This window comes from Maribacter sp., assembly GCF_039968975.1.
Lineage (GTDB): Bacteria > Bacteroidota > Bacteroidia > Flavobacteriales > Flavobacteriaceae > Maribacter.
Genome location: NZ_JBDVOT010000183.1, coordinates 1 through 24,889, shown reverse-complemented (window position 1 = coordinate 24,889; position 24,889 = coordinate 1). Strand labels below are relative to the sequence as shown.

The 24,889-nt window shown below is 35.4% G+C and carries 22 protein-coding genes; 5 read left to right on the top strand and 17 right to left on the bottom strand.

Features of this window, described 5'->3' with window-relative positions:
* Positions 1-1,075 (top strand): peptidylprolyl isomerase (locus ABJI11_RS12305; protein ID WP_348352566.1); only part of this gene is annotated, 1,075 nt, incomplete at its 5' end.
* A gap of 54 nt (positions 1,076-1,129) precedes the next feature.
* Here ABJI11_RS12305 and ABJI11_RS12300 read toward each other — a convergent pair.
* Positions 1,130-2,044, bottom strand: a complete 915-nt coding sequence (locus ABJI11_RS12300; protein WP_348352563.1) for a GYDIA family GHMP kinase — start codon at positions 2,042-2,044, stop codon at positions 1,130-1,132.
* Positions 2,045-2,051: 7 nt separating this feature from the next.
* Complete coding sequence (locus ABJI11_RS12295; protein ID WP_348352560.1) at positions 2,052-3,368, bottom strand: hydroxymethylglutaryl-CoA reductase, degradative; 1,317 nt, start codon at positions 3,366-3,368, stop codon at positions 2,052-2,054.
* Between the two features lie 211 nt (positions 3,369-3,579).
* Between ABJI11_RS12295 and ABJI11_RS12290 the strand changes: the two genes are divergently transcribed.
* Together ABJI11_RS12290 and ABJI11_RS12285 are read left to right on the top strand one after the other, a co-directional pair.
* Positions 3,580-5,745 (top strand): S9 family peptidase, encoded by a 2,166-nt coding sequence (locus tag ABJI11_RS12290; protein WP_348352557.1) that lies wholly within the window; start codon positions 3,580-3,582, stop codon positions 5,743-5,745.
* 16 nt (positions 5,746-5,761) lie between these two features.
* Entirely contained in the window at positions 5,762-7,294 is a 1,533-nt protein-coding gene (locus ABJI11_RS12285) for a peptide MFS transporter (RefSeq protein ID WP_348352554.1), read from the top strand.
* A gap of 7 nt (positions 7,295-7,301) precedes the next feature.
* On the opposite strand, the gene ABJI11_RS12280 is transcribed toward ABJI11_RS12285, so the two are convergent.
* The 5 genes from ABJI11_RS12280 to surE form a co-directional block, all read right to left on the bottom strand.
* On the bottom strand, positions 7,302-9,314 hold the full coding sequence (locus ABJI11_RS12280; protein WP_348352551.1) for a ComEC/Rec2 family competence protein: 2,013 nt from the start codon (positions 9,312-9,314) through the stop codon (positions 7,302-7,304).
* 1 nt (position 9,315) lies between these two features.
* Entirely contained in the window at positions 9,316-9,879 is a 564-nt protein-coding gene (locus ABJI11_RS12275; protein ID WP_348352548.1) for a C40 family peptidase, read from the bottom strand.
* 68 nt (positions 9,880-9,947) lie between these two features.
* Positions 9,948-11,069 carry a lipid-A-disaccharide synthase gene (lpxB, locus tag ABJI11_RS12270; RefSeq protein WP_348352545.1) on the bottom strand — a complete coding sequence of 374 codons (1,122 nt, stop codon included), beginning with the start codon at positions 11,067-11,069 and terminating at the stop codon, positions 9,948-9,950.
* A gap of 1 nt (position 11,070) precedes the next feature.
* Entirely contained in the window at positions 11,071-11,355 is a 285-nt protein-coding gene (locus ABJI11_RS12265) for a hypothetical protein (RefSeq protein WP_276493644.1), read from the bottom strand.
* Between the two features lie 43 nt (positions 11,356-11,398).
* Positions 11,399-12,175 carry a 5'/3'-nucleotidase SurE gene (gene surE, locus ABJI11_RS12260; RefSeq protein ID WP_276493645.1) on the bottom strand — a complete coding sequence of 259 codons (777 nt, stop codon included), beginning with the start codon at positions 12,173-12,175 and terminating at the stop codon, positions 11,399-11,401.
* A 191-nt stretch (positions 12,176-12,366) separates the two neighbouring features.
* Between surE and ABJI11_RS12255 the strand changes: the two genes are divergently transcribed.
* On the top strand, positions 12,367-14,496 hold the full coding sequence (locus tag ABJI11_RS12255) for a carboxy terminal-processing peptidase (protein ID WP_348352540.1): 2,130 nt from the start codon (positions 12,367-12,369) through the stop codon (positions 14,494-14,496).
* A gap of 69 nt (positions 14,497-14,565) precedes the next feature.
* Here ABJI11_RS12255 and ABJI11_RS12250 read toward each other — a convergent pair whose 3' ends face one another.
* The 3 genes from ABJI11_RS12250 to msrB form a co-directional block, all read right to left on the bottom strand.
* The gene (locus ABJI11_RS12250; protein ID WP_348352537.1) at positions 14,566-14,958 is read right to left on the bottom strand and encodes a DoxX family protein; all 393 of its coding nucleotides are present in this window, start codon (positions 14,956-14,958) and stop codon (positions 14,566-14,568) included.
* 130 nt (positions 14,959-15,088) lie between these two features.
* Positions 15,089-15,631 carry a peptide-methionine (S)-S-oxide reductase MsrA gene (gene msrA, locus ABJI11_RS12245; RefSeq protein WP_348352534.1) on the bottom strand — a complete coding sequence of 181 codons (543 nt, stop codon included), beginning with the start codon at positions 15,629-15,631 and terminating at the stop codon, positions 15,089-15,091.
* Positions 15,624-16,082: a peptide-methionine (R)-S-oxide reductase MsrB gene (gene msrB, locus ABJI11_RS12240; RefSeq protein WP_348352569.1), complete on the bottom strand. Its 459-nt coding sequence runs from the start codon at positions 16,080-16,082 to the stop codon at positions 15,624-15,626. The genes msrA and msrB overlap by 8 nt, the downstream gene beginning before the upstream one ends.
* An 89-nt stretch (positions 16,083-16,171) precedes the next feature.
* Here msrB and ABJI11_RS12235 point away from each other — a divergent pair, with 89 nt between their 5' ends.
* Complete coding sequence (locus ABJI11_RS12235) at positions 16,172-16,984, top strand: DNA/RNA non-specific endonuclease (protein ID WP_348352531.1); 813 nt, start codon at positions 16,172-16,174, stop codon at positions 16,982-16,984.
* Here ABJI11_RS12235 and rodA read toward each other — a convergent pair.
* From rodA to ABJI11_RS12200, 7 genes are all read right to left on the bottom strand, one after another.
* On the bottom strand, positions 16,981-18,264 hold the full coding sequence (gene rodA, locus ABJI11_RS12230; RefSeq protein WP_348352528.1) for a rod shape-determining protein RodA: 1,284 nt from the start codon (positions 18,262-18,264) through the stop codon (positions 16,981-16,983). The genes ABJI11_RS12235 and rodA overlap by 4 nt on opposite strands.
* A complete protein-coding gene (gene mrdA, locus ABJI11_RS12225) occupies positions 18,254-20,122 on the bottom strand; it encodes a penicillin-binding protein 2 (protein WP_348352525.1) in 1,869 nt (622 codons plus the stop codon). Before mrdA ends, rodA begins: the two co-directional genes overlap by 11 nt.
* Entirely contained in the window at positions 20,119-20,628 is a 510-nt protein-coding gene (mreD, locus tag ABJI11_RS12220) for a rod shape-determining protein MreD (protein ID WP_348352522.1), read from the bottom strand. The genes mrdA and mreD overlap by 4 nt, the downstream gene beginning before the upstream one ends.
* A complete protein-coding gene (gene mreC / locus ABJI11_RS12215; RefSeq protein ID WP_348352519.1) occupies positions 20,621-21,442 on the bottom strand; it encodes a rod shape-determining protein MreC in 822 nt (273 codons plus the stop codon). Before mreC ends, mreD begins: the two co-directional genes overlap by 8 nt.
* A 165-nt stretch (positions 21,443-21,607) precedes the next feature.
* Positions 21,608-22,636: a rod shape-determining protein gene (locus tag ABJI11_RS12210; RefSeq protein ID WP_027066022.1), complete on the bottom strand. Its 1,029-nt coding sequence runs from the start codon at positions 22,634-22,636 to the stop codon at positions 21,608-21,610.
* A gap of 56 nt (positions 22,637-22,692) precedes the next feature.
* Positions 22,693-24,225, bottom strand: a complete 1,533-nt coding sequence (gene purH, locus ABJI11_RS12205; protein ID WP_348352516.1) for a bifunctional phosphoribosylaminoimidazolecarboxamide formyltransferase/IMP cyclohydrolase — start codon at positions 24,223-24,225, stop codon at positions 22,693-22,695.
* A 92-nt stretch (positions 24,226-24,317) separates the two neighbouring features.
* A complete protein-coding gene (locus ABJI11_RS12200; protein ID WP_276493655.1) occupies positions 24,318-24,767 on the bottom strand; it encodes a GAF domain-containing protein in 450 nt (149 codons plus the stop codon).
* Positions 24,768-24,889 lie beyond the last annotated feature (122 nt).

The following is a 24,889-nucleotide window of genomic DNA, read 5'->3' as shown; positions in this document are numbered from 1 at the left end:
TTCTGTTAAAGCTAGTCATATTTTATTGGCTTACACTGGTGCAACAAGAGCAAACCCTGCTGTAACTAGAACAAAAGAAGAAGCAGAAGCTAAGGCAAAAGAGTTATTGAGAGAAGCAAGAAAATCTGGTGTTGTATTTGCTGAATTGGCAAGAGATAACTCAGACGGACCATCTGCACCAAACGGTGGAGATTTAGGATATTTTCAAAGAGGAGTTATGGTGCCTAAATTTAATGATTTTGCATTTAATAACAATGAAGGTTCAATCGGTTTGGTTGAAACTGATTTCGGTTTTCACGTAATAAAAATTGATGATAAAGAAGATGTAGTTCAAATAGCAACTGTATCTAGGGAAATTGTTCCTTCAGAAGAAACAATCAATACATTGTTTACAAGTGCTACCAAGTTTGAAATGGAAACTACAGAAGATGAAAGTGCATTTTCAACATTGGCTAAGAAAGATGAATACGTTGTTCGTCCTGTAAATAAGATAAAGGCTTTAGATGAAAACCTTCCAGGGTTAACTAATCAGAGAAATATTGTTCAGTGGGCATTCAATGCTGACACTGAAGTTGGCGATGTAAAAAGATTTAATATCAACAACGGTTATGCTGTTGTTCAGTTAACGGGTAGCTACGCTGAAGGTGTAATGAGTGCTGAAGATGCTTCTATACTTGTTTTGCCTTTAATAAGAAAAGAACGTAAAGCTGCACAGATTATCGCTGCAAACAAGGGTAAAGATATGAGTGCTATTGCTGCTGATAACAGTGTGAGTATTTCTAATGCTTCTGCGCTTACTGTAAAATCACCGACAATACCTGGTGCAGGTAGCGAGCCTGTAGTAGTAGGTACTGCTTATGGTATGTCTGCAGGTGCAACTTCAGGATTGATTCAAGGAAACACTGGTGTTTTTAAAATTGAAATCGTGAAGAAAACAGAAGCTCCTAAATTAGATAACTACAGTGTATATGCTAATGCTTTGAAAACCGGAGCTGCTAGTCGTGTTAATACTGAAGTTTATAATGCGTTGAAAGACGGTTCTGAAATTGAAGATAAAAGAGCTACATTTTACTAGTAGTTACTTTAAGATTTATATAAAAAAAGAGCATCCATTTTGGATGCTCTTTTTTTATAATATCATTTTTGAATAGGGGAGTATTGTTTTGTATCCTTTATTCTTGAAGTATAACATGTTTTTTTCCGTTCCTGTAGCTAATATAAAATCTCCGCCCCAAGCTCCCAAGCTTTTAATAGATCTAGGATAGTCAGGAAAAAGAGATTCTTTGATGGTAGAAATTTGAAGTGTTTTCGATAAAATAGCCTCGTGTTCGTTTAATAAAATTTCAAACTCAACTATGGTAGTGCAATTCTGTATATTTTCAGTGATAACGTCAATCTTGGTTATCAGTTGCTCTTTATTTACATCTAAACTTCTGTAGTTGCTAATAGCATCTCTACTATTCTTCTTTTGGTTCAGATAAACAAAGAACAGCTCATATTTAAAAAACGGATTAAAATTAACTTCTTCAACTAATGGCTCATAGTTGTTTCTTTGATAGGTAATTGCGGAGTTGTGTGTAGCGCATGCAATGTCATATCCGCTACCACCAAATGTAGCTTCTAATAATTGATATGGGTTTACGCCTGCCCACGTTGCTATATTGGCTATTAAGGTAGAAGAAGTGCCCAATCCCCAATTCATAGGGAAAGTAACTTTAGTCTCTATAATACTGTTCTCTGATATTGTAGATAAGAAGTCTGGGTTCAGTCGTTTGGTTTCGGTCAAAATTTGCTTCAAACGATCAGATGTAGCTTCATCAGTGGTTGTTACAGTTTTAAAATCGACCTTAGAAAATTCGGCATAAAACCAAGTGTCATCATTTTCGTCAACACCAAACCAGTGTATAGTTTCCGTATTCTTATTTCTAAGTTTTAATGACTGTCCAAATTTTGTTGGTAAAGCTAATCCCTTAGCTCCGTCAAGAATGGCATATTCTCCAGTGAGTAATAATTTTCCGTTACTGTAAAAATCCTTCGTCATCATATAAAAATTACTTTCTAATAGTACTTAATTGAATTTCCACACCGTGATGAGTAACCGGGTTGGTTTTAAAATGTTCCACCAAAATTGCTTTTTCATTTTCATTGGCTCCAAGTTGGTTCAAGATATTTAAAAGGTGCATTTTCATATGTCCTTTTTGAATTCCTGTAGTAACCAATGAGCTTACTGCGGCAAAGTTTTGTGCTAATCCGGCAACGGCAACAATTTGCATTAGCTCTTTAGCAGATGGTCGCTGTAGCATTTCTAAATTCAGCTTCACGAGAGGGTGTAAATTTGTAAGTCCGCCAACGGTACCTAAAGCCAAAGGTAGTTCTATCCAAAATTTAAAAATCCCATTTTCAATTTCGGCATGGGTGAGGCTGCTATATCTTCCGTTTCTACATGCATATGCATGTACACCGGCTTCAATGGCTCTAAAATCATTCCCTGTAGCCAATACGACCGCATCAATGCCGTTCATAATACCTTTATTATGTGTAACGGCACGGTAAGGTTCAATTTGAGCAATTTTAATTGCCTGTATTATTTTTTCTGCAGTGTGTTGTGGAGTTAATTCTGCCGATAGATTTAAGTCTTCTACGGGGCAGCTAACTTCTGCGCGAACGGTACAGTTAGGAACATAGTTAGACAGTATGCTCATTACAATTTCCACATCTTTCTCTTGTGCAGAAAAATCAGCATACTTGGTGGCTTCTTTTTTCAACGTTGTGGCAAATTGCTCTAGACAACTGTTGATGAAGTTGGCGCCCATGGCATCTTTGGTTTCAAAAGTGGCGTGCAATTGGAAATAATCAGCCAACTCATCCGTCTTATCTTTTAAAACTATATCTGTAATACCACCACCTCTTTTTTCCATGCTAGTGGTTAAAGAAGCACTTTCTGCAATTAAAATAGGTTTTAGGTATGTGAAGAAAGGATTTAGTTTTTTGGCGTCACCTTTAAATATAAAATGGACTTGACCTACTTTTTCCGTACCAAGTATCTCTGCTTTAAATCCTCCTCTATTTAGCCAGAACTTAGCAGCTTTGCTTGCCGCGGCAATTACTGAACTTTCTTCAATTGCCATTGGTATGACATATAGTGTATCATTGATCAAAAAATTGGGAGCAATGCCCTGGGGTACGTAAAGATTGGTAATGGTGTTTTCTATAAACTCATCATGTAGTTGTTGAACACTTTTATCTTGGTTCCAATACGTCTGTAAGATTTTCTTTGATTGAGCTGTGTTTTGTGTAAAATTGTCTGTAACCCAGTCTATTTTTTCTTCTTTCGTAAGCTTCGAGAAACCACTTATCGGTTTGGTCATTTAGGTATAACTTTCTACTAATATTCAATGTTGTGTACAAGTGGCGATTCAGAAAAATACGGCACTTTGTTACGGTAGTAAAGATACGCATATTGGCAAGAATCTTTTTTAGAAGGCTAAAGCGTTAAAACCACTTTCTTTTTCATGGTAAAGCGTGCTTTTTTGAGGAAATAGTGGTAAACTTGAGAGATTTAACAAAATTCACTTATAAATGAGAAAAACACACTTAATTGCGTTGATTTTACTTTCATTCAGCGTATTTACTTGGGCACAGGAAAAACAGATACAAGTTTCTGATATTTATCAAGGAGCTTTTAGAACAGAAGGTATGGATGCTCTCAGATCCATGAAGAACGGCACTCAATATACCGTTCTAAATACCAACAGATTCAGCCAAACCTCCACGGTTGACAAATACGATTACAAAACATTAGAAAAAGTAGGTACCGTAGTTTCATCTGCAGATTTAGCTGATATTCCTTCGTTTTCATCTTATGTTTTTAGTTCGGATGAGAAAAAGGTATTGCTTTCAACTGAAATAGAGCCAATATTTAGAAGGTCAAAACTTGGTATCTATTATGTGTATGACATAGCTTCCAAAAAAGTGGTTCAGGTAAGTAAAGAAAAAATTCAAGAACCATTATTGTCGCCAGATGGTAGTAAAGTAGCATATGTAAAGAATAATAATATTTACATTTTTAACATTGCTTCCGGTGATACTAAACAAATTACCGAAGACGGTGTAAAGAATAGTATTATCAATGGTGTTACTGACTGGGTGTATGAAGAAGAATTTGCTTTTGTTCGTGCTTTTGAGTGGAATGCAGATGGTTCTAAAATTGCTTTTTTACGTTTTGATGAAACTAATGTACCTGAGTTTTCTATGGATGTTTACGGTACAGGGCTATATCAACAACCACACGTGTTTAAATACCCTAAGGCAGGAGAGAACAATTCTATAGTTACGTTACATCTTTTAGATGTTGCCAGTGGTAAAATTACTGCTGTGAATACTAATAATGCATATTACATTCCACGTATAAAATGGATGAACCATAAAGATATGTTGAGTGTTCAGACCTTAAACAGACACCAAAATCATTTGACCATGTATGCAGTAAATGCCAAAAATGGTAAGGTTGCTGTTTTATTGGAAGAGAAAGATGACGCCTATGTTGACATTACCGACAACCTCACTTTTTTAGAAGACGATAGCTTTATCTGGACAAGTGAAAAAGATGGTTATAACCATATCTACCTATATGGAGAAGATGGCAGTTTAATGAACCAAATTACAAAAGGAGATTGGGAAGTGACCAAATACTATGGTTACGATCAAAACGAAGACAAAATATATTACCAATCTACTGAGAATGGTTCTATAAATCGTGGTGTATATAACATTAGTAGTGGTGGTGATGACAAAGAAGCTTTGGCTGCGAAAGAAGGAACGAATAATGCTAAATTTAGTACTGATTTCACTTATTTCATCAATACATTTTCAAGTGCTGAAACTCCGCCAGTATATACATTGCATCAAGCAATAAATGGAAAGAAAGTAAAAGATATTAAGGATAATAATCAGCTTTTAGAAAGATTAAAAAACTATGCTGTAAGTCCTAAAGAATTCTCTACAATATCAATAAATGGTAATGATCTTAATATGTACATGATCAAGCCAAAAGATTTTGATCCATCTAAGAAGTATCCGTTATTTATGTATCAATACAGTGGTCCTGGATCTCAAAATGTAAGCAATAGCTGGATGGGAGCTAATGACTACTGGCATCAAGGTTTAGTAGCAGAGGGCTATATTGTTGCATGTGTAGATGGTCGTGGAACCGGATTTAAAGGAAGAGATTTTAAGAAAGTTACTCAGAAAGAACTAGGGAAATATGAGGTGGAAGATCAAATAGCTGCTGCTAAAAAGTTGAGTGAGCTACCTTATATAGATGCAGATAGAACAGGTATTTGGGGTTGGAGCTATGGTGGCTTTATGTCTACCAACTGTATTTTAAAGGGTAATGATACTTTTGAGATGGCCATTGCGGTTGCTCCGGTAACATCATGGGCTTTTTATGATACGATCTATACGGAACGTTATATGCAAACGCCACAAGAAAACCCAAGCGGTTATGATGACAACTCGCCATTCAATTATCCGCAGTTGCTAGAAGGTGATTATTTGTTAATACATGGTACAGGAGATGATAACGTACATGTGCAGAATTCAATGCGTATGATCGAAGCTTTGATACAGGCGGATAAACAATTTGATTGGGGAATCTACCCAGATAAAAATCATGGAATTTACGGTGGAAATACAAGAATTCACCTATTCAATAAGATGACCAATTTTATAAAAGAAAAACTTTAATCAAACTAAAGACAATATGACTGAAAGTACTGAATTTTCAGACCAAAAACAGATTTTTGGACACCCGCAGGGTTTATTCTATTTATTCTTTGCAGAATTATGGGAGCGTTTTAGCTTCTATGGTATGCGTGCTCTGCTAACGCTCTATATGATTGATGTAATTTTCAAGGCATTAGCTGAAAGGGATTACGCCACAGCAGCCGTATACTCATCTTATGGATCTTTAGTATATGCATCGACCGTTATCGGCGGTAAGTTGTCCGATAAGATTTTAGGGATGCGTAATTCCATCTTTTTAGGGGGTATTTTAATGTCCATAGGTCACTTTGTTTTGGCTATAGAAGACAATATGGCCTTCTTTCTCGCATTATCGTTGATCATTGTAGGTAACGGTTTTTTTAAGCCTAATATTTCCACTTTCGTAGGTACATTGTATGAGAAGGGTGACCCTAAAAAAGATTCTGGATTTACCATTTTCTACATGGGTATTAATATTGGTGGTTGGGTAGCTCCATTGTTATGCGGGTGGCTAGCGGTAACCTATGGATGGCACTATGGTTTTGGCTTGGCTGGTATTGGTATGTTGACCGGTTTGATTGTGTTCTGGAGAGGTATTCAAAACAATGTTTTTGGAAATAGAGGTTTACCGCCTAACGAGCATGTGTTAGAGAAAAAGGTGCTTGGTGTAAAGCAAGGGATACTAGTTCCTGTTTTAGCTGTTTTGGCTGCGCCTTTGATTGCTCTTCTTTTATCATCTTATAAAGCGGTTGCTACAGATGGCATGTTTGCTGATCAGAATATCGTCAATATAATATTTACTGGTATTGGTATTGCAGTTCTTGCATACTTGGCCTATGAAATGTTCAAGGCAAATGTAAAAGAGAGAAAAGAGCTTTTTGTTGCAGTGTTACTTACATTCTTCATGACTATTTTCTGGGGTTTCCATGAATTGTCCGGTAGTGTAATTACGTTGTTCGCGGCTAGAAATATTGATTTGGATGGTATTATGTCTGCGGCACAAACCAATTCATTGAATTCTATGTTCATCATAATATTGGCAATTCCTATTTCTATGATGTGGACATGGTTGAGCAAGAAAAACTGGAACCCTAGAACTCCGTATAAATTTGGATTAGGATTACTTTTTGCAGGTGTCAGTTTTTATGTTTTAGCATTAAGTGGTGGTAGCGCCAATGAAAGTGGATTTGTTCCATTCACATATCTTTTATTAATGTATTTCTTATTGTCGGTAGGAGAGTTGTTCATGTCACCTGTAGGGCTGTCTAAAATGACCGATTTAGCACCAATGAGATTAATTGCCTTTATAATGGGTGTTTGGTTTTTGTCATCGGCATTTGCATTTCAGATTGTAGGCTTTATCGGTAAACAGTTGGCGATAGAAAGTACGGATGGCGATGTAAGTGGTTTTGCTACTTTGACCGTATATACAGACGGTTTTATGTTGATTGCAAAATATGCCTTAGGTGCAGGTGCTATTGTTCTTTTAGCATCACCGATTATTAAAAAGTTGATGGGTAAAGTGCATTAGTCACTGATTACTCAAAATAATAAACTCCCTTTTCACCAGTATAGTGAAAAGGGATTTTGTTTTTTATACAAGTAGTTTTCCAACGGTCAATATAACTTATGTAGTTGCTGCCATCAGCAATTATTTCATTGGGTTGAATACTATCGATAAGCCTATCTAAATTAATTTTTGGTGATTGTGTCAATAAGATTTTATGATATTTTGACTTTGGATATATTACCGTGCTATCAATAATTAGTAGCGATTCATTTTTAAAAGAATAACTGTTTTTTAAAGAATCATAACGAACGGAATCTATGCGTTCAGCGGTTCTATAATCTGAAATTAGATAATCGGGTCTGTTCTTGGAATTTGTTAAGATGGATAATTGATGTCCACTTTTATTCAAAATCAGAGTTTTTTTAGTTTGATGCAGTACTAAAACTTCTGATATGTTTTTAGTCTGTTGCTCTTGGTATATAGTATATCCTTGAAAACAAAGAATACTAACTAAAAAGAACATTATCCGTTTATAATTGAACCTGGTATATAGTTCAATGCTTATAACAAGTACTGTAAACGAAAATAATAGCTGAATAAAATCAAAAGATATAGAACTGAAGATAAAACTTTCTTGATGAGCCACCCAAGCTATAATGCTGTTCATGAGCCCAATTATTTTGTTATATAGCCAGACAAGTTGAGTGGGGAGCCAGTTTAATATTGAAAGGAGAATCACAAAAATACCCATGCCTAGAATTACACCTAAGGCGGGTACAATGACTAAATTGGATATAAAGAAAAGTCCTGGAAACTGATGAAAATAGAACAAGCTAATGGGTAAAACTCCTAACTGTGCCGCTATACTAACGCAAAGCAATTGCCAAAAATAGCGCACTATCTTGCGCTTTGGAAACCATAGGTCTCTAAGAATTGGAAAAATCCATAGAATGGAGAAAACAGCCGCATAACTCATTTGAAATCCCACTTGAAATAACAAATTAGGATTAATGAACAACAAGATAAATAGAATAGAAAGAGCTAAGATGTTGAATGTATTGTGAGGTCTATTTAAATACAGTGCGTAAGCCACGAAAGTGAACATGGTGGTTGCGCGAATTATGCTGGCAGATAAACCGGCAATGAAGGCGAAAATCCATAAAAAGAGAACGGATAGAATAAGAATTATGGTGCTACCCTTTGGGATATTTTTCAGTGGACTCAGTAAAAATTGAATAATCAAGAGTAAAATACCTATATGTAGACCAGATACTGCGAGAATATGTACAGCGCCGGCTTTTTGATAATTTGTGTATGTTTCTTCAGAAATATCAGAGCGTTCACCTAGCAATAATGCTTGTATCACTCCCAATTCATCAGGTCCAAAATTCTCTTGCTTCAATTTTGAGATAATATGGTTACGGGTTTTAGCGGCAAAGCCTCTCAAGCTAGTATTTGAATTTTCAATTTGTATGAACTGCTTTGTAGTAATCCTCATTTGGTGATATACACCTAAATTTGCCAAATACTTTTTATAGTTAAATTGATGAGGATTTAAAGGTTCGCTTACGGGTAAAACTTGTGAATAGGTTATAAGCTCATCATCAATAGCTAAGCGAAGTTTAGATGTGTCTTTGGGGATTGTAAGGAGTATTGTTCCGTTAACCGTATTGTCGTCTACGCTTTTTACCGAAGCATAATAACGTGAGGTGTACGGGTCAGGCTTTAAAACCTCCTTGATTTTAAGTGTCCATTGTTCGTTTTGGGTAGTAGTAAAGTTGCTGTAGTGGTTACTGGAATTGATTGGTTGTGCAGCAGTGTAGCTATAGGTGCCTAATGACACGAAGGTCAGCGCAGCTATACTGCCAAATAAAACAGATTTTGTGATTTTCTCAAATATGAAAATGGAAGCAAGTAGTAGAAATAGAAAAACAGTAAATATGAGTAGGTATAGAGGATTAAATGGAAAAAAGTAACCAATTAAGATTCCAATGATGAGTAAAAGCGTTAATCTGATAGGAATAAACGCTAAGAGCTTCATCTTATAATATTCTTGTGGCTTTTACAAATGCTTGGTTCCAGAATCCATCTCTTAAAGATGAAACGGTAACACCACGCGATGATGATGCGTGAATAAACGTAATCTCGTTATTATCTGTACCAACCACCATACCAACATGATTAATACGTTTAGAACCTCTAGAGGTCTTAAAAAATAGTAAGTCGCCCTTTTCTACATTTTTAACGGCTATTCTACGGCCTTCTTCTGCCATATTGTAAGAAACTCTTGGAATTTGTACGTCGTGTTCGCCAAAAGAAACATATAGTAATCCAGAGCAATCCATTCCTTTTTTCGTGGTGCCGCCAAACTTGTATCGTGTACCGGAAAATGAAAGTGCGGTATTGATAATTTCATCTGCCTTTGTGTTGGTGGTAGAAGTTATTGTTCTGCGCTCTTCTGTTCTGGTAGGTGTAGTTACATTTCCTGTTCTAGCATTGTTTGCGGCTGCAACAGAAATTTTACGCTCTTTGTCAGATGTGGTCGTCTTTTTAGCTCCGCAACTGGTTAAAAAACAAATAACAAGAAAGAATGGTAGTATGCGCATAAAATAGAATGTACCGTGTAGTACGTGTAACTCCAAAATTATAGAATTATTTTTTAAAATGGATAAACCTATGAAATTTTGGCATTTGCAATGATCAATGAAGCCGCTTGGGCACTAGCGCCAGGTCCGCCTAGCTTCGCAATTAGTTCATCATAAGATGCCAATTGTTTTGTTCTAGCTTCTCCATCTAAAATCAAGTTTAATTCTTTTTTTAGATTCTGTTTAGTAAAATCATCTTGAATTAATTCTTTTACAACCTCTTTTTGCATTATCAAGTTGACCAAAGAGATATATTCTAAGGTGATGATACGCTTGGCAATTTGGTACGAAATCCAATTTGCCTTATAACAGACTACTTGCGGCACTTTAAATAATGCGGTTTCTAAAGTGGCTGTACCACTAGTAACTAAGGCAGCAGTAGATATGGATAGCAAGTCGTAAGTTTTGTTTTGAATGAATTTTACATTCGCATTAGTAAGGAATTCAGCGTAAAATTCTTTGTCTAAACTTGGTGCGCCTGCAATGACAAATTCATAGTTAGAAAAGTCATTGGTCAATGATAACATAAGAGACAACATTTTTTGAACCTCTTGTTTACGACTACCTGGTAATAAAGCTATAATTGGTTTGTTAGGGTCTATGCCGTTATTGGACCTGAATAAGCTCTCGTTTAATTCTGGTCTGTTGGCAATGGCATCTAATAAAGGGTGTCCTACAAAGTTGACTGGGTAATTGTGTTTCTTTTCGTAAAATTCTTTCTCAAAAGGCAGTATCACATACATGTGATCAACGGTCGCTTTTATCTTCTCGATTCTACCTTCTCTAGATGCCCAGATTTGAGGAGAAATGTAGTAATTGGTCAAAAAGTTGTTTTCTTTTGCCCACTTGGCAATGCGTAAATTAAAGCCAGAATAGTCAATGAAAATAATGGCATCGGGGTTGAACGCTGCAATATCTTGCTTACAATATTTTATGTTTTTGAAAATGGCATTCAGGTTTAGAATCACTTCAATGAACCCCATGAACGCTAATTCTTTGTAATGTTTGGCCAAAGTTCCGCCGGCCTGTTGCATTAAGTCACCGCCCCAACATCTAATTTGGGCATCTTGATCTTGTTGTATTAAGGCTTTGATTAAGTTAGAGCCATGAAGATCGCCAGAGGCTTCACCTGCAATGATATAGTACTTCATTTTAAAAAACTTTGTAATACAGAATTACGAATGCGGTTATAATAGTTGCAATTAGAACTCCTTTTGCTCTATTGTCCCTTTTTATTCTTAGAAAACCAAAGAACGCAACTAAGTTAAGTATGGCACCTAATGCCAATAGACTACCAACATGTTCTTGTCTTACGGCGGCCTCAAAAGTTTCTACAATACTCAAATCTGAGAATATTAAAATGTACAATAAAGTACCAATTGCATTAGCTATAATGCCTACTATAAAACCTATTAGAACTTCTTTTTTGGTATTCATCTGAAAATAATTGTACTATATAATTTAATCTAAGTTTTGGAAATTATTTAAAATCCCAGGTGTTCAATTCTTGTATAACGTGGTGGGCAGTTAAATCGAATTGGGTAGGGACAACTGAAATATAACCGTTGGCTAGTGCCCATTCGTCAGTATCTTCGCCTTTATCCAATAATTCGAACTCACCTGTTAACCAATAGTAATCTTTACCCATTGGGTTGGTACGCTTGTCAAATTTCTCTTTCCAATTAGCTTTTGCCTGTCTACAAATTTTAATGCCTTTTAGCTCGTTTTTTGTGAGCTTGGGTATGTTAACATTTAAGACGGTGCCTTTCGGTATTCCGTTTTCTAAAGCTTGGGTGACTATGTCGTGAATAAAATCTTGAGCTTGAGAAAAATCAGCATTCCAGCTATAATCGCATAAAGAAAAACCAATGGCTGGTATTCCTTCTATACCGGCTTCAACAGCCGCACTCATTGTACCAGAGTAAATTACGTTGATAGATGAGTTAGAGCCATGGTTGATACCGCTTACACAGATATCAGGTCTTTTGGGTAGTATTTCTTGAAGCGCTAATTTTACACAGTCAGCAGGGGTGCCGCTACAACTGTATTCGTCAATACCGTCTTGATCAAGGTCAATTTTCATTTTTTTTGAAAAAAGAGCGGTATCCAACGTTATAGCATGTCCCATGCCAGATTGCGGACTATCTGGCGCAACCACCACTACATCGCCTATTTTCTTCATTACGGAGATAAGCATACGCAATCCTGGTGCGGTAATTCCGTCATCATTTGTAACTAAAATCAAAGGTTTTTTCATAACGTATACTTTCTGTAGTAAAAATACGTTTTTAAATATGATATGTTCGAAATGCCGTTTAACAAAAAATTAGTTCTCTACTGATTTAAATGGCATGGTTTTTTCTTTACCTTAGGGGTTTAGGTAGCATTTACAGTTGCTTACAAACCTCAAATTCGAAGATATTGAAAAGGAAAGTAAAAGATAATTTTATGAAAAGAAATTTAGCCTACGTACTGTTATTGATGCTTGCAGCAGTAGCATCGTGCAGTTTTACAAATAAAAGTTTTGAAAATGACGACAAGGATAAGTTGTTGTTAGATTTAATAACCTACGTATTAGAAAAAGGGCATTATGAGCCAAAAGCGCTTAATGATGATTTTTCTGTACATGTTTTTGAAGATTTTATTGACGTAATAGACCCTACTAAAAGATATTTTATAGCTTCTGATATTGCTGAGTTCGAAAAGTATAAATATCAGATAGATGATGAAATAAAAAATACGGATATCACTTTCTTTAATATAGTTTATGAAAGATTGATGGAGCGTATGGACGATGCGAAGGGCATTTATAAAGAAGTATTAGAAACTCCTTTTGATTATTCAGAGAATGAAAGCATCAGTATTAAATATGATGAAGAACCTTTTGCTGCAAATAGAGAAGAATTAAAAGAACGTTGGAGAAAGCAGTTGAAATATGCAACTTTAGGTACGTATGATTCTAAGGTTTCTAAAATAGGGAAGGAAGAAGTTGAAAATGAAAAGGATGAAATAAAAACACCAAAAGAAGCTGAAGAAGCTTCTAGAAAATCAACAGAAACTACTTTGGATGAGTTTTTTGATTTTGTTGGTGATTTAGAGCGTAAAGATTGGTTTGTACAATACATAAATACTATTGTTGATGAATTTGATCCACATACATTCTATTTCGCTCCAGAGGAAAAGGAGAAGTTTGATACAAGTATGTCGGGTAAATTTGAAGGAATTGGTGCAAGACTTCAGAAAAAATCTGAAGGAGCAAAAATTGTAGAGATTATTTCTGGTGGACCGGTTTGGAGAGATCAACGATTAGAAGTTGGTGATGAAATTATTAAAGTTGGTCAGAATGGAGAAGAGCCTATTAATATTGTAGGTATGCGTTTAGACGATGCCATTAAGCTGATAAAAGGCGCTCAAGGTACTATTGTAGATTTGACCGTTAGAAAAGTAGATGGTTCTTTAGATGTTGTTTCTTTGACGAGAGACGTTGTAGAATTAGAAGAGTCATATGCTAAATCTGCAAACATTATTAAAGGCGATGAAAAATTCGGGATTATTAATCTTCCAAAATTCTATGTTGATTTCAATGATTATAGCGAAAGGAACGCAGCGACTGATGTTGCTAAAGAAGTAGACCGCTTAAAGGAAGAAGGAATGGAAGGTCTTATTCTTGATTTACGCGACAACGGTGGTGGTTCTTTAAAAACTGTTGTTGAAATGGCAGGTTTATTTATAGAAGATGGTCCTATCGTACAAGTACAATCTAAAGATAAAGGCAAAGATGTATATGATGATAAAGATGAAAGAATTCAATGGGATGGTCCTTTGGTAATTCTTGTGAACGAATTATCTGCTTCTGCGTCTGAGATTTTAGCTGCTGCAATGCAAGATTATAAAAGAGCAATTGTAATAGGGAGTAAGCAAACATTTGGTAAGGGAACGGTACAAAACGTTATTCCTTTAAACAATATGTTACGTAGCAATGAACATGGAGATTTAGGCGCAATTAAAATTACTACCCAGAAATTCTATAGAATTAATGGTGGTTCAACGCAGTTAGAAGGTGTTAAGAGTGATATTGTAGTACCGGACAGGTATAGTTATATTGATTTAGGGGAAAGAGATCAATCTAACCCATTAGGGTGGGATAAGATTACTCCTGCAGACTATGAGCCGTGGGAAGGTTATATCAATTATGAGAAGACCGTTGCCGATAGTGAAAAGAGAATGGCGACTAGTCAACAAATAAAATTAATTGAGGAGAATGCAAAGTGGTTAAAAGCCGAGCAAGATGAAACTGAAATTTCTTTAAACTTTGAAACTTATAAAGAAGAAAAGAATAAGGATAAAGAGCAGTCTAACTACTTTAAAACCTTAACAGATTATGATTCTAAGCTAACATTTAAATCGTTAGGTTATGAAGAGCAATTGTTTACTAAAGATTCTGTATTGCGTGAAAAACGTAATAGATGGCATAAGAATTTAGCTAAAGATGTTTATGTTGAAGAAGCCGTAAATGTTTTAGAAGACCTAAAGATGAATAACATTAAGCACGGTAAACTTGCTAGTGTAAAGAATTAAGCAAAGACTTATAAAAATAAAAAAGCCGCTACATTGAAAAATGTAGCGGCTTTTTTTATTGTCGTCAAGTTATACATATTTTCCAAATTCAGCTAATTCATTGCTATTATCTCTTATTTTTCTACTCTGTATGTATGTGACGAATAATAAAACGATACATATCACTGCAGATGCACCGTTACCATCTTTTATAGCTAAATGAGCTAAAGCGCCAAGAGTGAAGTTCATAAAGAAGCCAGCATAAACCCACTCTAAAGACCAGTGAGGTTTATTGAAAAGGATTAGTATAAGTCCTATGGATTGACAAACAGCTAGTACATGAATAAGGTAAATCGGGTAGCCAAGTTTTATAAACGTTTCTACAACCATCTCATAATTCATGGAGTAATTAAGGATAGAGCCTAAAATGGCTAATGAGAAAAGACTTAAAGCAATATAATAAATTGTTTTTTGAGAATTCATAATAAGTAGGTTTTGTAAATTATTATGAACTAAAATAAGTTCACCTATGAAAGTTTTTGAGCTTTCATAGGTGAAAGGTAATTTGCCGAAGTTGAGTGGAATATATCTTTAGGTAATCAGTAAATATCCCTTATAATGATAGCTTGTCGGCATGTAATTTTCTAAGTTTTGCCAACTTCGGATTAATGACTACCTGACAATACCCTTGTTCAGAATTATTCTTATAGTAGTCTTGGTGATATTCTTCGGCGTCGTAAAAAATACCTAAGGGACTTAACTCGGTAACAATTGGGTCTTCATAGACCATTTGCATTTCGTTCAGAACTATTTTAGCTTTTTTCTCTTGCTCTTCGTTATGAAAATAGATAACAGAACGATATTGAGTTCCGGCATCTGCACCTTGTCTGTTTAAAGTAGTAGGGTCATGTGTTGTCATGAAAATAATTAGAATATCTTCATAAGAAATGACTGTAGAGTCAAAAGTAACCTGAACTACCTCTGCATGTCCTGTTAATCCAGAACATATTTCTTTATATGTGGGTCTGCCCGGTGCTTTACCTCCTGTATATCCAGAAACCACTTTGTGTATTCCTTTTACCTCTTGAAATACCGCTTCGGTACACCAAAAGCAACCGCCACCTACTGTAGCAACTTCTAATTTAACGTTAGCCATTAGCTGCCTCCTTTTCTAGTTGCATAGATTCGGAATTAATACAATAGCGTAATCCGCTAGGTTCTGGTCCATCAGGAAATATATGACCCAAATGCGCATCACATGTATTGCATAGTACTTCAACCCGCACCATACCAAAAGAAGTGTCTTTATGGTATTTAATGGCATTTTCTTTAATAGGTTGAGTAAAGCTTGGCCAGCCGGTACCAGATTCGAATTTTATGGTAGAATCAAATAATGGTGTGCCACAGCAAACACATTCGTATTTGCCAGCTTCATGAGCGGTACATAATGCTCCAGAATGTGGGGCTTCAGTACCTTTTTTTCTAGTAACTCTAAACTGTTCAGGAGTAAGGATCTCTTTCCATTCCTGTTCTGTTTTTTCAACTCTACGATCAGGTTCAGGGTTACCATTCACTGAAAAATGAATTACATCTTTCCAAGTTAACATCATAATTTTCCTTTTGTTTAGACTTTGAATACTAGGTTTATTGGTCGGTAATTTGCCTTATATCTTACAAAATTAGGTAATTTTGACGTATGGCATACCGCAAAAAAAATGGATCTCTTTATAGTATTTTAATTCTTGTATGTATAGTAGGTTTTTGGTTGTTTGAAAACTTCTATACTCCCGCAACATATTCTAATAGTAATGATGAAATTACCACTAATGATTTTCCAAAAGAGCTATTGCCGTCCTCAACTACTGGCGAAATTGTAAAGCACGAGCATTTTACGTTATCATACAACGAACCTTATGAGCAAGCTGAATGGGTGGCGTATACGTTGAGCAAAAGTCATTTGACCTATGATGATAGAAAACGACCCTATTTTATTGAAGACCCTTTTGTTTCCTCTAAATCTGCAGATTGGCGCAACTATAAAGGCTCTGGTTATGATAGAGGGCATTTAGTGCCTGCAGGTGACCGCAGATTTTCGTTACAAGCATACAATGAAACATTTTATACCAGTAATATAAGTCCGCAAGATAGAGAGTTCAACGCAGGTATTTGGAATGATCTAGAACAGCAAACGAGACGCTGGGCAAAGCAATACGGAACTTTATATGTATTTACAGGCGGAGTGTTAGAAAGTGGATTAGAAGAGATAGGACAAGAAGATGTGGATGTGCCAGATGCTTTCTACAAAATAATTGCACGTAAAAAAGGTGATAAGATATATTCATTGTCTTTTCTAATACCTAACAAGCCTCAATTTACGTCTCTACAAAACTTTGTGGTTTCTATTGATGATATAGAAAAGGAAACTGGAATAGATTTTTTCGCAGAATTGACGGAAAAGCAACAAAGCACGTTTGAGTCAAGTAAAAATATTACAGGTTGGAAGTTTTAAAAACCCTCCTTCAATCTGTTCGTATCTAACCTTAAGAAGATAAAAAGTAAAATAGTAAAGAATAAAAGACCTGATCCACCATAGCTAAAGAAAGGTAGCGGAATTCCAATGGTAGGGAGTATACCTATTACCATACCTATATTAATAAAATAGTGGATAAGTAATATTGAAATTACACCATAACCATACATTCTAGCAAATGCATTTTTTTGTCTTTCTGCCAATGATATTAATCGTAAGAACAATACGGAGAATAGGATGATAACCGTAGCTGTTCCTAAAAATCCCCATTCTTCACCAACGGTACTAAAAATATAATCCGTATCCTGTTCAGGTACAAAATCTCCTTTTGTACGGGTGCCTTCTAAAAATCCTTTACCAAAGAATCCTCCAGATTCAATTGCCTTTTCAGATTGATATGTATTGTAACCTATAGATTTTCTTATCTGTTCTAGTTTTTTTGGATCTTTCTCTAAACGCAACCATAAGCCAAAGCGATCTCTATGTCTTTGTTCAAACACATTGTTAAATACAAAGTTTACGGATAAAGAAAATAAAATAACCGCAACACTGATAAGACTTAGTGGTATTACCGGAATTTTTAAAGTTTTACGTTTTAATGCGTATAGCAGAATAATGAGTAAAGCCAAACCAATAATTAGCCACACGGTACCAAACTTTAAAGTCATAATAAAAACTAGTATGACACTTAATATAATTGCCAAATAGTAGAGTGGTAGACCTTCTCTAAAGATCACGAATATCAGCGCAAAAAATACCAATGCACTACCAGGGTCGGGTTGCGGTATAATTAAAATTGCGGGCACAAGAATTATGAGAAGGGCATATAATTGATCTTTTCTTCTTTTTATATCTGTTTGTATGTCGCTGAGATATTTAGCTAAGGCTAGTGCGGTGGCAACTTTAGCTAGCTCTGAGGGCTGTAGGTTAAAAAATCCTAAGTCGTACCATGATGTAGCTCCGGCAATAGTTTTGCCAAAAACAAACAGCCCAAGTAAAGATACCATGGAAATGAGGTAGAAAAGGCTAGAGAATCTTTCGTAAAAATTAACCTCAAGAGCCATAATAATAACAATACTTACTAGGCTTACCCCAATAAAGAATAGTTGTTTGCCATAACGCGTACCAATATCAAAAATGGAGCTTTGGTCATCAGTAAAAGTACTGGAGTATATATTGATCCATCCAATTAATACCAGTGCAAAATAGATAATTACACTAATCCAGTCAATTCTTCTTAAGATGCTTCTACCAGACACGTTCGTTAATTTTGAACTCCTCCCCACTGTAGGGTTTCGCGTATTCTGCTTCTAATGTTTTTTCAAGCATTCTTTTTTCAAGAGTCTTTAAGGTGATTTCACCTTTAAGGTATTTTTCAATCATAAGTGTGGCAATATGACCGGCATACCTTGATCCAAAATATCCATTTTCAATATATACTGCTATGGCAATTTTAGGGTCGTCTACAGGTGCAAATGCTACGAAAACCGAGTGATCTGTTAACTGAGTACGTACACCATCTATTTTGGTGAAATTTTCAGCAGTACCTGTTTTACCTGCTACTTCAATACCTGGTATCTGTAACCATCTTGCTGTACCACTTACGTAAACATCTGCCATACCTTGAACTACAGGTTCAAAATGTTTTGGTTCTATAGTAGTGTGTTTAGCTTCGGTAAATTTTGGTTCGGTAATATCTTGTCCTTCAATTTTCTTTAAAATATGAGGAGTGAAATAATGACCTCTGTTGGCAATAGCTGCTGTCATATTTGCTAATTGAACAGGTGTAGCTAATATTTCACCTTGCCCTATAGAATTAGAGATAATAAAAGAAGAGCTCCATCTATTGTCTCCGTACCATTTGTCATAATACTCTTTGCTAGGTATACGTCCTTTTTGTCCGAATGGTAAATCATAGCCTAAGTAGTCACCTAGACCAAAACTTCGCATGTGCTTTTCCCATACATCCATACCTTCATCAGTAGTTTCAAACTTTTCAAAAATCTTTCTGAACGCTCCTGCAAAGTAGGCGTTACATGACTGTGATATTCCTTTGTTCAGATTTCGTAAACCACCACCACAGTGACAACCCCTTTTCTTCTTACCTACGTAAAATCCGTGATAGCATTGTATTGTTGTGTTTTCATCCAGTACGCCTTCTTGTAATGCAATTAAGGCATTTAATGTTTTAAAAGGTGATCCAGGTGGTTGTTGTGCATGAATAGAACGATCCCAAGTTGGGTTCGCTATCGTATCATTATAAAGTTTTGTGTAATTTTTAGAACGTTCACGACCTACTAATAGTGCTGGGTCATATGTTGGACCTGAGATCATAGAAAGAATTTCACCGGTTGCCGGTTCAATAGCTACTATCCCACCTCTTTTTCCGTTCATCAATAACTCGCCATATTCTTGTAGCGTTTTGTCTATAGTGATACTTATTTGTTTTCCCTGTTCTGGTAAGGTGTCTAATTCTCCATTTTTGTACGGACCAATGTCTCTATTAAATCTATCTTTCTGAATATACTGGACACCTTTTCTACCTCTTAAGAGGTCTTCGTAATAGCGTTCAACTCCTGTTCTTCCTTTCAGTTCTCCTTGCACATAATATTTGTTAACCGCTAAATCACCTTCGTTTACTTCGCTAATGTAACCAAGAACATTTGCCGCGCTAGGGGTGTCGTAATAACGTAAAGATCTCTTTTGAATATAGAAGCCTTTGTATTTACGCATTTTCTCTTGAAGCTTGGCGTAATCTTGTTTTGATAGCTGAGGTACAAGTACAGAAGGTAGTCTTGGAGAATATACCCTTGCTTTTTTAAGTTTTTTGACGAATTTTTCTTTGTCTATACCAAGTAAACCGCAAAATTCTAAAGTGTCTAAAGGTTTTACTTCTCTTGGTATAACCATGACATCATATGCAGGGTCGTTACCAACTAAAAGATTTCCGTTACGATCGTAGATATAACCTCTTTCAGGGTAATCATAAATAGCTTTAATTGCCGGATCTTCTAGAACTTGTTCTGCAGAAAAACTAAAAATTTGCAAATAAGATAGCCTTCCCAAAAAGGTAATTGCGATGACAACTATAATTAATGATAAAAGAATTTTTCTCATTCTTTTTTACTGCTGAATAACGTGCTGAACAACATTCCTAAAATCAATGTAGAAATACTTACTATAATCGTTTTTTGTAAAATTAACAGGCTATTTGAAAAACTGAAAATTTCTAACGTAAAATATATCAAATGATGTACTATAATCAATAACGCTAAAAACGTGAATTGTTGTGCCTTTGTACTATTGTTTAACTTAAAACTTTGAAATTCATAATTGACACCAAAGATAAAGCGCATAATGGTTGGTCGAAGATAAGCTATGGTAACGGTAGCTGCTGCGTTTATGGCAAGAGTGTCTGAAAAAATATCTACACATAATCCTAAGAAAAAGCATAGAATTATAAAGGTAGTTCTATTTTGTTTGATAGGATACCAATACAGGAAAAGAATATAAATCAACGGATTTATATAGCCAAAGAAATTCAGTTTATTGAAAACTAACACTTGCAGTAGTACCAATAAAATAAATCTGAGCACAATTAAAAATGAAGTGTTGTTAATCATTGGCTTCTGTTTCTGCTTCTAATTCTAAAACCTCTTTGCGATTTAGATTTTTAATGATATAAATAGAGCCAATATTGGTCATGTCATTAAAGAGTTCTACATCTATAAAATAGAAGCTTTTTGAATTGTCTAAATCAAATCTCTTTATTGTTCCAATGGGAATGTTTTCAGGGAATATACTACTCATAGCTCCAGTGACAATGGTGTCGCCAATTGTAAGTGGTACCAATCTTGGTATGTCAATTAATTGAACGATATTATAATCTGTAGTGTTTTCCCAAACCAAAGAACCAAAGTGATTTGAGTTTTTAATTTTTGCGTTGATGTTAGACTTATCACTTAATATACTTTGTACGGTAGAAAAATTATCTGAAGTATTTTCTACGATACCAAGAATACCTTTATCTGTAATAACGCCCATATCTTGAACAATACTATCGCTCTTGCCTTTATTGATAGTGATGTAATTGCGCTGATCTGCGTAGCTGTTATTGATGACCCGACCCCTTATAACTTCATAGTTTACAGAAGTTGAATCTATAAGTGACGGTGAAAGTACCAAGTTGTTAAATAACTTATCTCTTAGTCTTTTGTTTTCTTCAACAAGCTTATTGTTTTCTTCTCTTAGACCGAAATATGAAGTAATATTATCGGAGAATGTATAAATACTTCCGGTGATATAGTTAGACGAATTTAAAAATTTAGATTGATGGTACGAGTGAGACTGAAACGTAAAAATGCAGGAAATCAATAATAGAAAAAGGTAAAGTAAGAATATCTTATACCTAATTAAAAAATTTATGATCTGTTGCATTCACCCCTATATTTTTACTCGATAATAGTGTTTTAACAAACTGCCTTTAGATAAATTATTTCGAGGTTAGCCTAGAAATTCTATCGATAATCATTAATAAATGGCTCTTGAATTTTATCCAAGGCTATCAATATTAAGTAAGAAGCCGTTCGTTAAAAAAGCTTCTTACTTAATTAATATGCTCTTGTAGCGTTCTAAGTTTTTAAGTGCAATACCGGTACCACGTACTACGGCACGTAATGGATCTTCAGCAATGTAAACTGGTAAGTCGGTTTTTTGAGATAACCTTCTGTCCAATCCACGTAACATAGAACCACCACCTGCAAGGTAGATACCTGTATTGTAAATATCGGCAGCTAATTCTGGGGGAGTTTGAGATAATGTTTCCATAACCGCATCTTCAACACGCAGAATAGATTTATCTAAAGCCTTCGCTATTTCTCTATAAGATATTTGAACTTGTTTTGGTTTACCCGTCAACAAATCACGCCCTTGTACAGATTTTTCGTCTGGTGGAGATTGTAAATCTTCTGTTGCGGAACCTATTTCAATTTTAATTGCTTCAGCTGTACTTTCACCAACATATAAATTGTGCTGTGTACGCATGTAATAAATAATGTCATTTGTAAATACATCACCAGCAATCTTTACAGATTTATCACAAACGATACCACCTAATGCTATAACGGCAATTTCAGTAGTACCACCACCTATATCAACAATCATGTTTCCTTTTGGTTGCATAATGTCTAAACCAATACCAATAGCTGCGGCCATTGGTTCGTGAATAAGATACACTTCTTTACCGTTCACACGCTCTGCAGATTCCTTTACTGCACGCATTTCAACTTCTGTAATACCAGAAGGTATACAGATAACCAAACGCAATGCCGGTGGAAACCATTTTTTCTTTAGTGCGGGAATATTCTTTATGAACATCATCAACATCTTTTCAGATGCATCAAAGTCAGCAATTACACCATCTTTCAATGGTCTAATTGTTTTTATATTCTCATGGGTTTTACCTTGCATCATGTTGGCTTCTTTACCAACTGCAATGATTTTTCCGCTAATTCTATCTCTGGCAACGATGGATGGGCTATCGACAACTACCTTGTCATTATGAATGATAAGAGTGTTAGCTGTACCTAAATCTATAGCTATTTCCTCGGTCAAGAAATCAAAAAATCCCATATGTGATGTTTAAATTTTAGATAAAAGGGTGTATTTCATCGACAAAAGTAATGAAATTAATGCTTGAAATGACGTGTACCTGTCATCACCATTGAAATTTTGTTTTCGTTGCAATAATCAACACTTAATTGGTCTTTTATAGATCCGCCTGGTTGAATTACACTAGTGATACCTGCTTTGTCCGCAATCTCCACACAATCAGGGAAAGGGAAGAACGCATCACTGGCCATAACCGCTCCTTTAAGGTCAAAGTTAAAGGTTTGCGCTTTGTGTATTGCCTGGTTTAAAGCATCAACTCTACTGGTCTGTCCTGTGCCACTTGCACAAAGTTGTTTGTTTTTGGCAAGAACTATAGTGTTAGACTTAGTGTGTTTACAAAGTTTAGATGCAAAAATTAAATCTTCTAATTCTTGGTCTGTTGGGTTTGTTTTGGTCGCATTGGTAAGGTCGGCAACTGTATCTGTTTTATGATCCTTTTCCTGAAGAAGCATGCCGTTTAAACAAGTTCTAACTTGCATCTCTGGCATTTCAACTTCATTTTGTATAAGGATAATTCTATTTTTCTTTCCTTTTAAAACCTCAAGAGCTTCTGCATTATAACTAGGTGCTATAACAACTTCACAGAATAATTTATGAATTTCTTCTGCGGTAGCCTTGTCGATTTCTTTATTGCTAATTAGAACTCCACCAAAAGCAGAAACAGGATCACCGGCTAAAGCATCAACATAAGCTTGGTGTAAAGTATCTCTTTGAGCTAAACCACATGCATTGTTATGCTTCAGAATAGCAAAAGTGGGAGCATCGTTTTTAAATTCTAACATTAGGTTAACGGCAGCATCAACATCTAATAGATTGTTGTATGATAGTTCTTTACCATGTAATTTTGAGAACATAGCGTCAAAATCACCGAAGAAAAATCCTTTTTGGTGAGGGTTCTCGCCATAACGTAAAACCTTGCCTTGAGTTTCGCTTACTTTTAAAGCAGCTAATTCATGATTTTTGTTGAAGTAATTGAAAATAGCAGTGTCATAATGAGAAGAAACGTTAAAAGACTTTGCGGCAAAACGTTTTCTGTCTTCAAGACTAATATTACCGTTGTCTGCAGATACAACTTCAAGAAAATCTGCATAGTCTTCCATTGAAGAAACACAGGTAACATCTTTAAAGTTTTTGGCTGCGGCACGAATAAGAGAAATACCGCCTATGTCGATTTTTTCTATAATATCTTGTTCAGAAGCACCACTAGCAACTGTTTTTTCAAATGGATACAAATCAACAATAACAATATCTATTTGTGGAATTTCAAATTCAGCTAATTGGGCAACATCACTTTCGTTGTCCTGTCTGTTTAAAATACCGCCAAATACTTTTGGGTGTAAAGTTTTTACTCTTCCTCCTAAAATAGAAGGGTAGCTAGTTACATCTTCTACAGGAACCACGTCGATTCCTAAATCAGTTATGAATTTTTCGGTTCCTCCAGTGGAGTAAATTGTGATTCCTAATTCTTGAAATTTTCTTACTATTGGCTCTAATCCGTCTTTATGAAAAACTGAAATTAAGGCTGAAGACGCTTTTTTTACACTGCTCATTGTATGATGCTTAAATGTTTTTAATAAGCAAGCAAAAGTAATTTTTTTGCAGTTATAAAATGAGCTAGTTTATCAACAAAAAGCCTAAAGTTTTAAAGAATTTTGGCTACTTCAAAATTTACGAATTCTAAAAATGTCTCGTCTGCCTTTGTAAAAGGGTCTGGAGTATTAGAATCGATATCTATTTGACCAATGTTTTCACCGTTCACGAATAAGGGAACAACAATCTCTGCTTTCACTGTAATACTACACGCTATATAGTTGTCTTGAGCTTGGACATCTGGTACAACAAAATTCTCGTTGCTTTCGGCTACTTGTCCGCAAATGCCTTTTCCAAAGGGAATTATAGTGTGGTCTGTTGGTGCACCTGCATAAGAACCTAATTTAAGTTCTCTCTTGTCGCCGTTCTTAAAATAAAAACCTACCCAATCATAATGTGGTACTTCTGCTTTTAAAAGCTCGCAGATATCCTGCATTTTGGCATCTGGGGTTTTATTAGAATCAATAATAGAACTTACTTGAGGGCGTAGTGCTTCTAACATAGCTTTTTTTTACAAAAATACATATTGTTGCAATGTAACAGTGTGCGCTAAAACAAAAAAAGAGGATGTTTTTAAACATCCTCTTTTTGTACTATATCTTATATGTTGAGATTATGGTTGAA

What these genes read in the sequence shown, in the direction of transcription:
- ABJI11_RS12210 (WP_027066022.1), bottom strand. Translation starts at nt 22,636, where the DNA reads ATGGGATTTTTTGATTTCTTGACCGAGGAAATAGCTATAGATTTAGGT.
- purH (WP_348352516.1), bottom strand. Translation starts at nt 24,225, where the DNA reads ATGAGCAGTGTAAAAAAAGCGTCTTCAGCCTTAATTTCAGTTTTTCAT.
- ABJI11_RS12280 (WP_348352551.1), bottom strand. Translation starts at nt 9,314, where the DNA reads ATGAAGCTCTTAGCGTTTATTCCTATCAGATTAACGCTTTTACTCATC.
- ABJI11_RS12255 (WP_348352540.1), top strand. Translation starts at nt 12,367, where the DNA reads ATGAAAAGAAATTTAGCCTACGTACTGTTATTGATGCTTGCAGCAGTA.
- mreD (WP_348352522.1), bottom strand. Translation starts at nt 20,628, where the DNA reads ATGATTAACAACACTTCATTTTTAATTGTGCTCAGATTTATTTTATTG.
- ABJI11_RS12300 (WP_348352563.1), bottom strand. Translation starts at nt 2,044, where the DNA reads ATGATGACGAAGGATTTTTACAGTAACGGAAAATTATTACTCACTGGA.
- ABJI11_RS12250 (WP_348352537.1), bottom strand. Translation starts at nt 14,958, where the DNA reads ATGAATTCTCAAAAAACAATTTATTATATTGCTTTAAGTCTTTTCTCA.
- msrA (WP_348352534.1), bottom strand. Translation starts at nt 15,631, where the DNA reads ATGGCTAACGTTAAATTAGAAGTTGCTACAGTAGGTGGCGGTTGCTTT.
- ABJI11_RS12265 (WP_276493644.1), bottom strand. Translation starts at nt 11,355, where the DNA reads ATGAATACCAAAAAAGAAGTTCTAATAGGTTTTATAGTAGGCATTATA.
- surE (WP_276493645.1), bottom strand. Translation starts at nt 12,175, where the DNA reads ATGAAAAAACCTTTGATTTTAGTTACAAATGATGACGGAATTACCGCA.
- mrdA (WP_348352525.1), bottom strand. Translation starts at nt 20,122, where the DNA reads ATGAGAAAAATTCTTTTATCATTAATTATAGTTGTCATCGCAATTACC.
- ABJI11_RS12285 (WP_348352554.1), top strand. Translation starts at nt 5,762, where the DNA reads ATGACTGAAAGTACTGAATTTTCAGACCAAAAACAGATTTTTGGACAC.
- ABJI11_RS12235 (WP_348352531.1), top strand. Translation starts at nt 16,172, where the DNA reads ATGGCATACCGCAAAAAAAATGGATCTCTTTATAGTATTTTAATTCTT.
- ABJI11_RS12200 (WP_276493655.1), bottom strand. Translation starts at nt 24,767, where the DNA reads ATGTTAGAAGCACTACGCCCTCAAGTAAGTTCTATTATTGATTCTAAT.
- ABJI11_RS12295 (WP_348352560.1), bottom strand. Translation starts at nt 3,368, where the DNA reads ATGACCAAACCGATAAGTGGTTTCTCGAAGCTTACGAAAGAAGAAAAA.
- msrB (WP_348352569.1), bottom strand. Translation starts at nt 16,082, where the DNA reads ATGTTAACTTGGAAAGATGTAATTCATTTTTCAGTGAATGGTAACCCT.
- ABJI11_RS12290 (WP_348352557.1), top strand. Translation starts at nt 3,580, where the DNA reads ATGAGAAAAACACACTTAATTGCGTTGATTTTACTTTCATTCAGCGTA.
- lpxB (WP_348352545.1), bottom strand. Translation starts at nt 11,069, where the DNA reads ATGAAGTACTATATCATTGCAGGTGAAGCCTCTGGCGATCTTCATGGC.
- mreC (WP_348352519.1), bottom strand. Translation starts at nt 21,442, where the DNA reads ATGCAACAGATCATAAATTTTTTAATTAGGTATAAGATATTCTTACTT.
- ABJI11_RS12275 (WP_348352548.1), bottom strand. Translation starts at nt 9,879, where the DNA reads ATGCGCATACTACCATTCTTTCTTGTTATTTGTTTTTTAACCAGTTGC.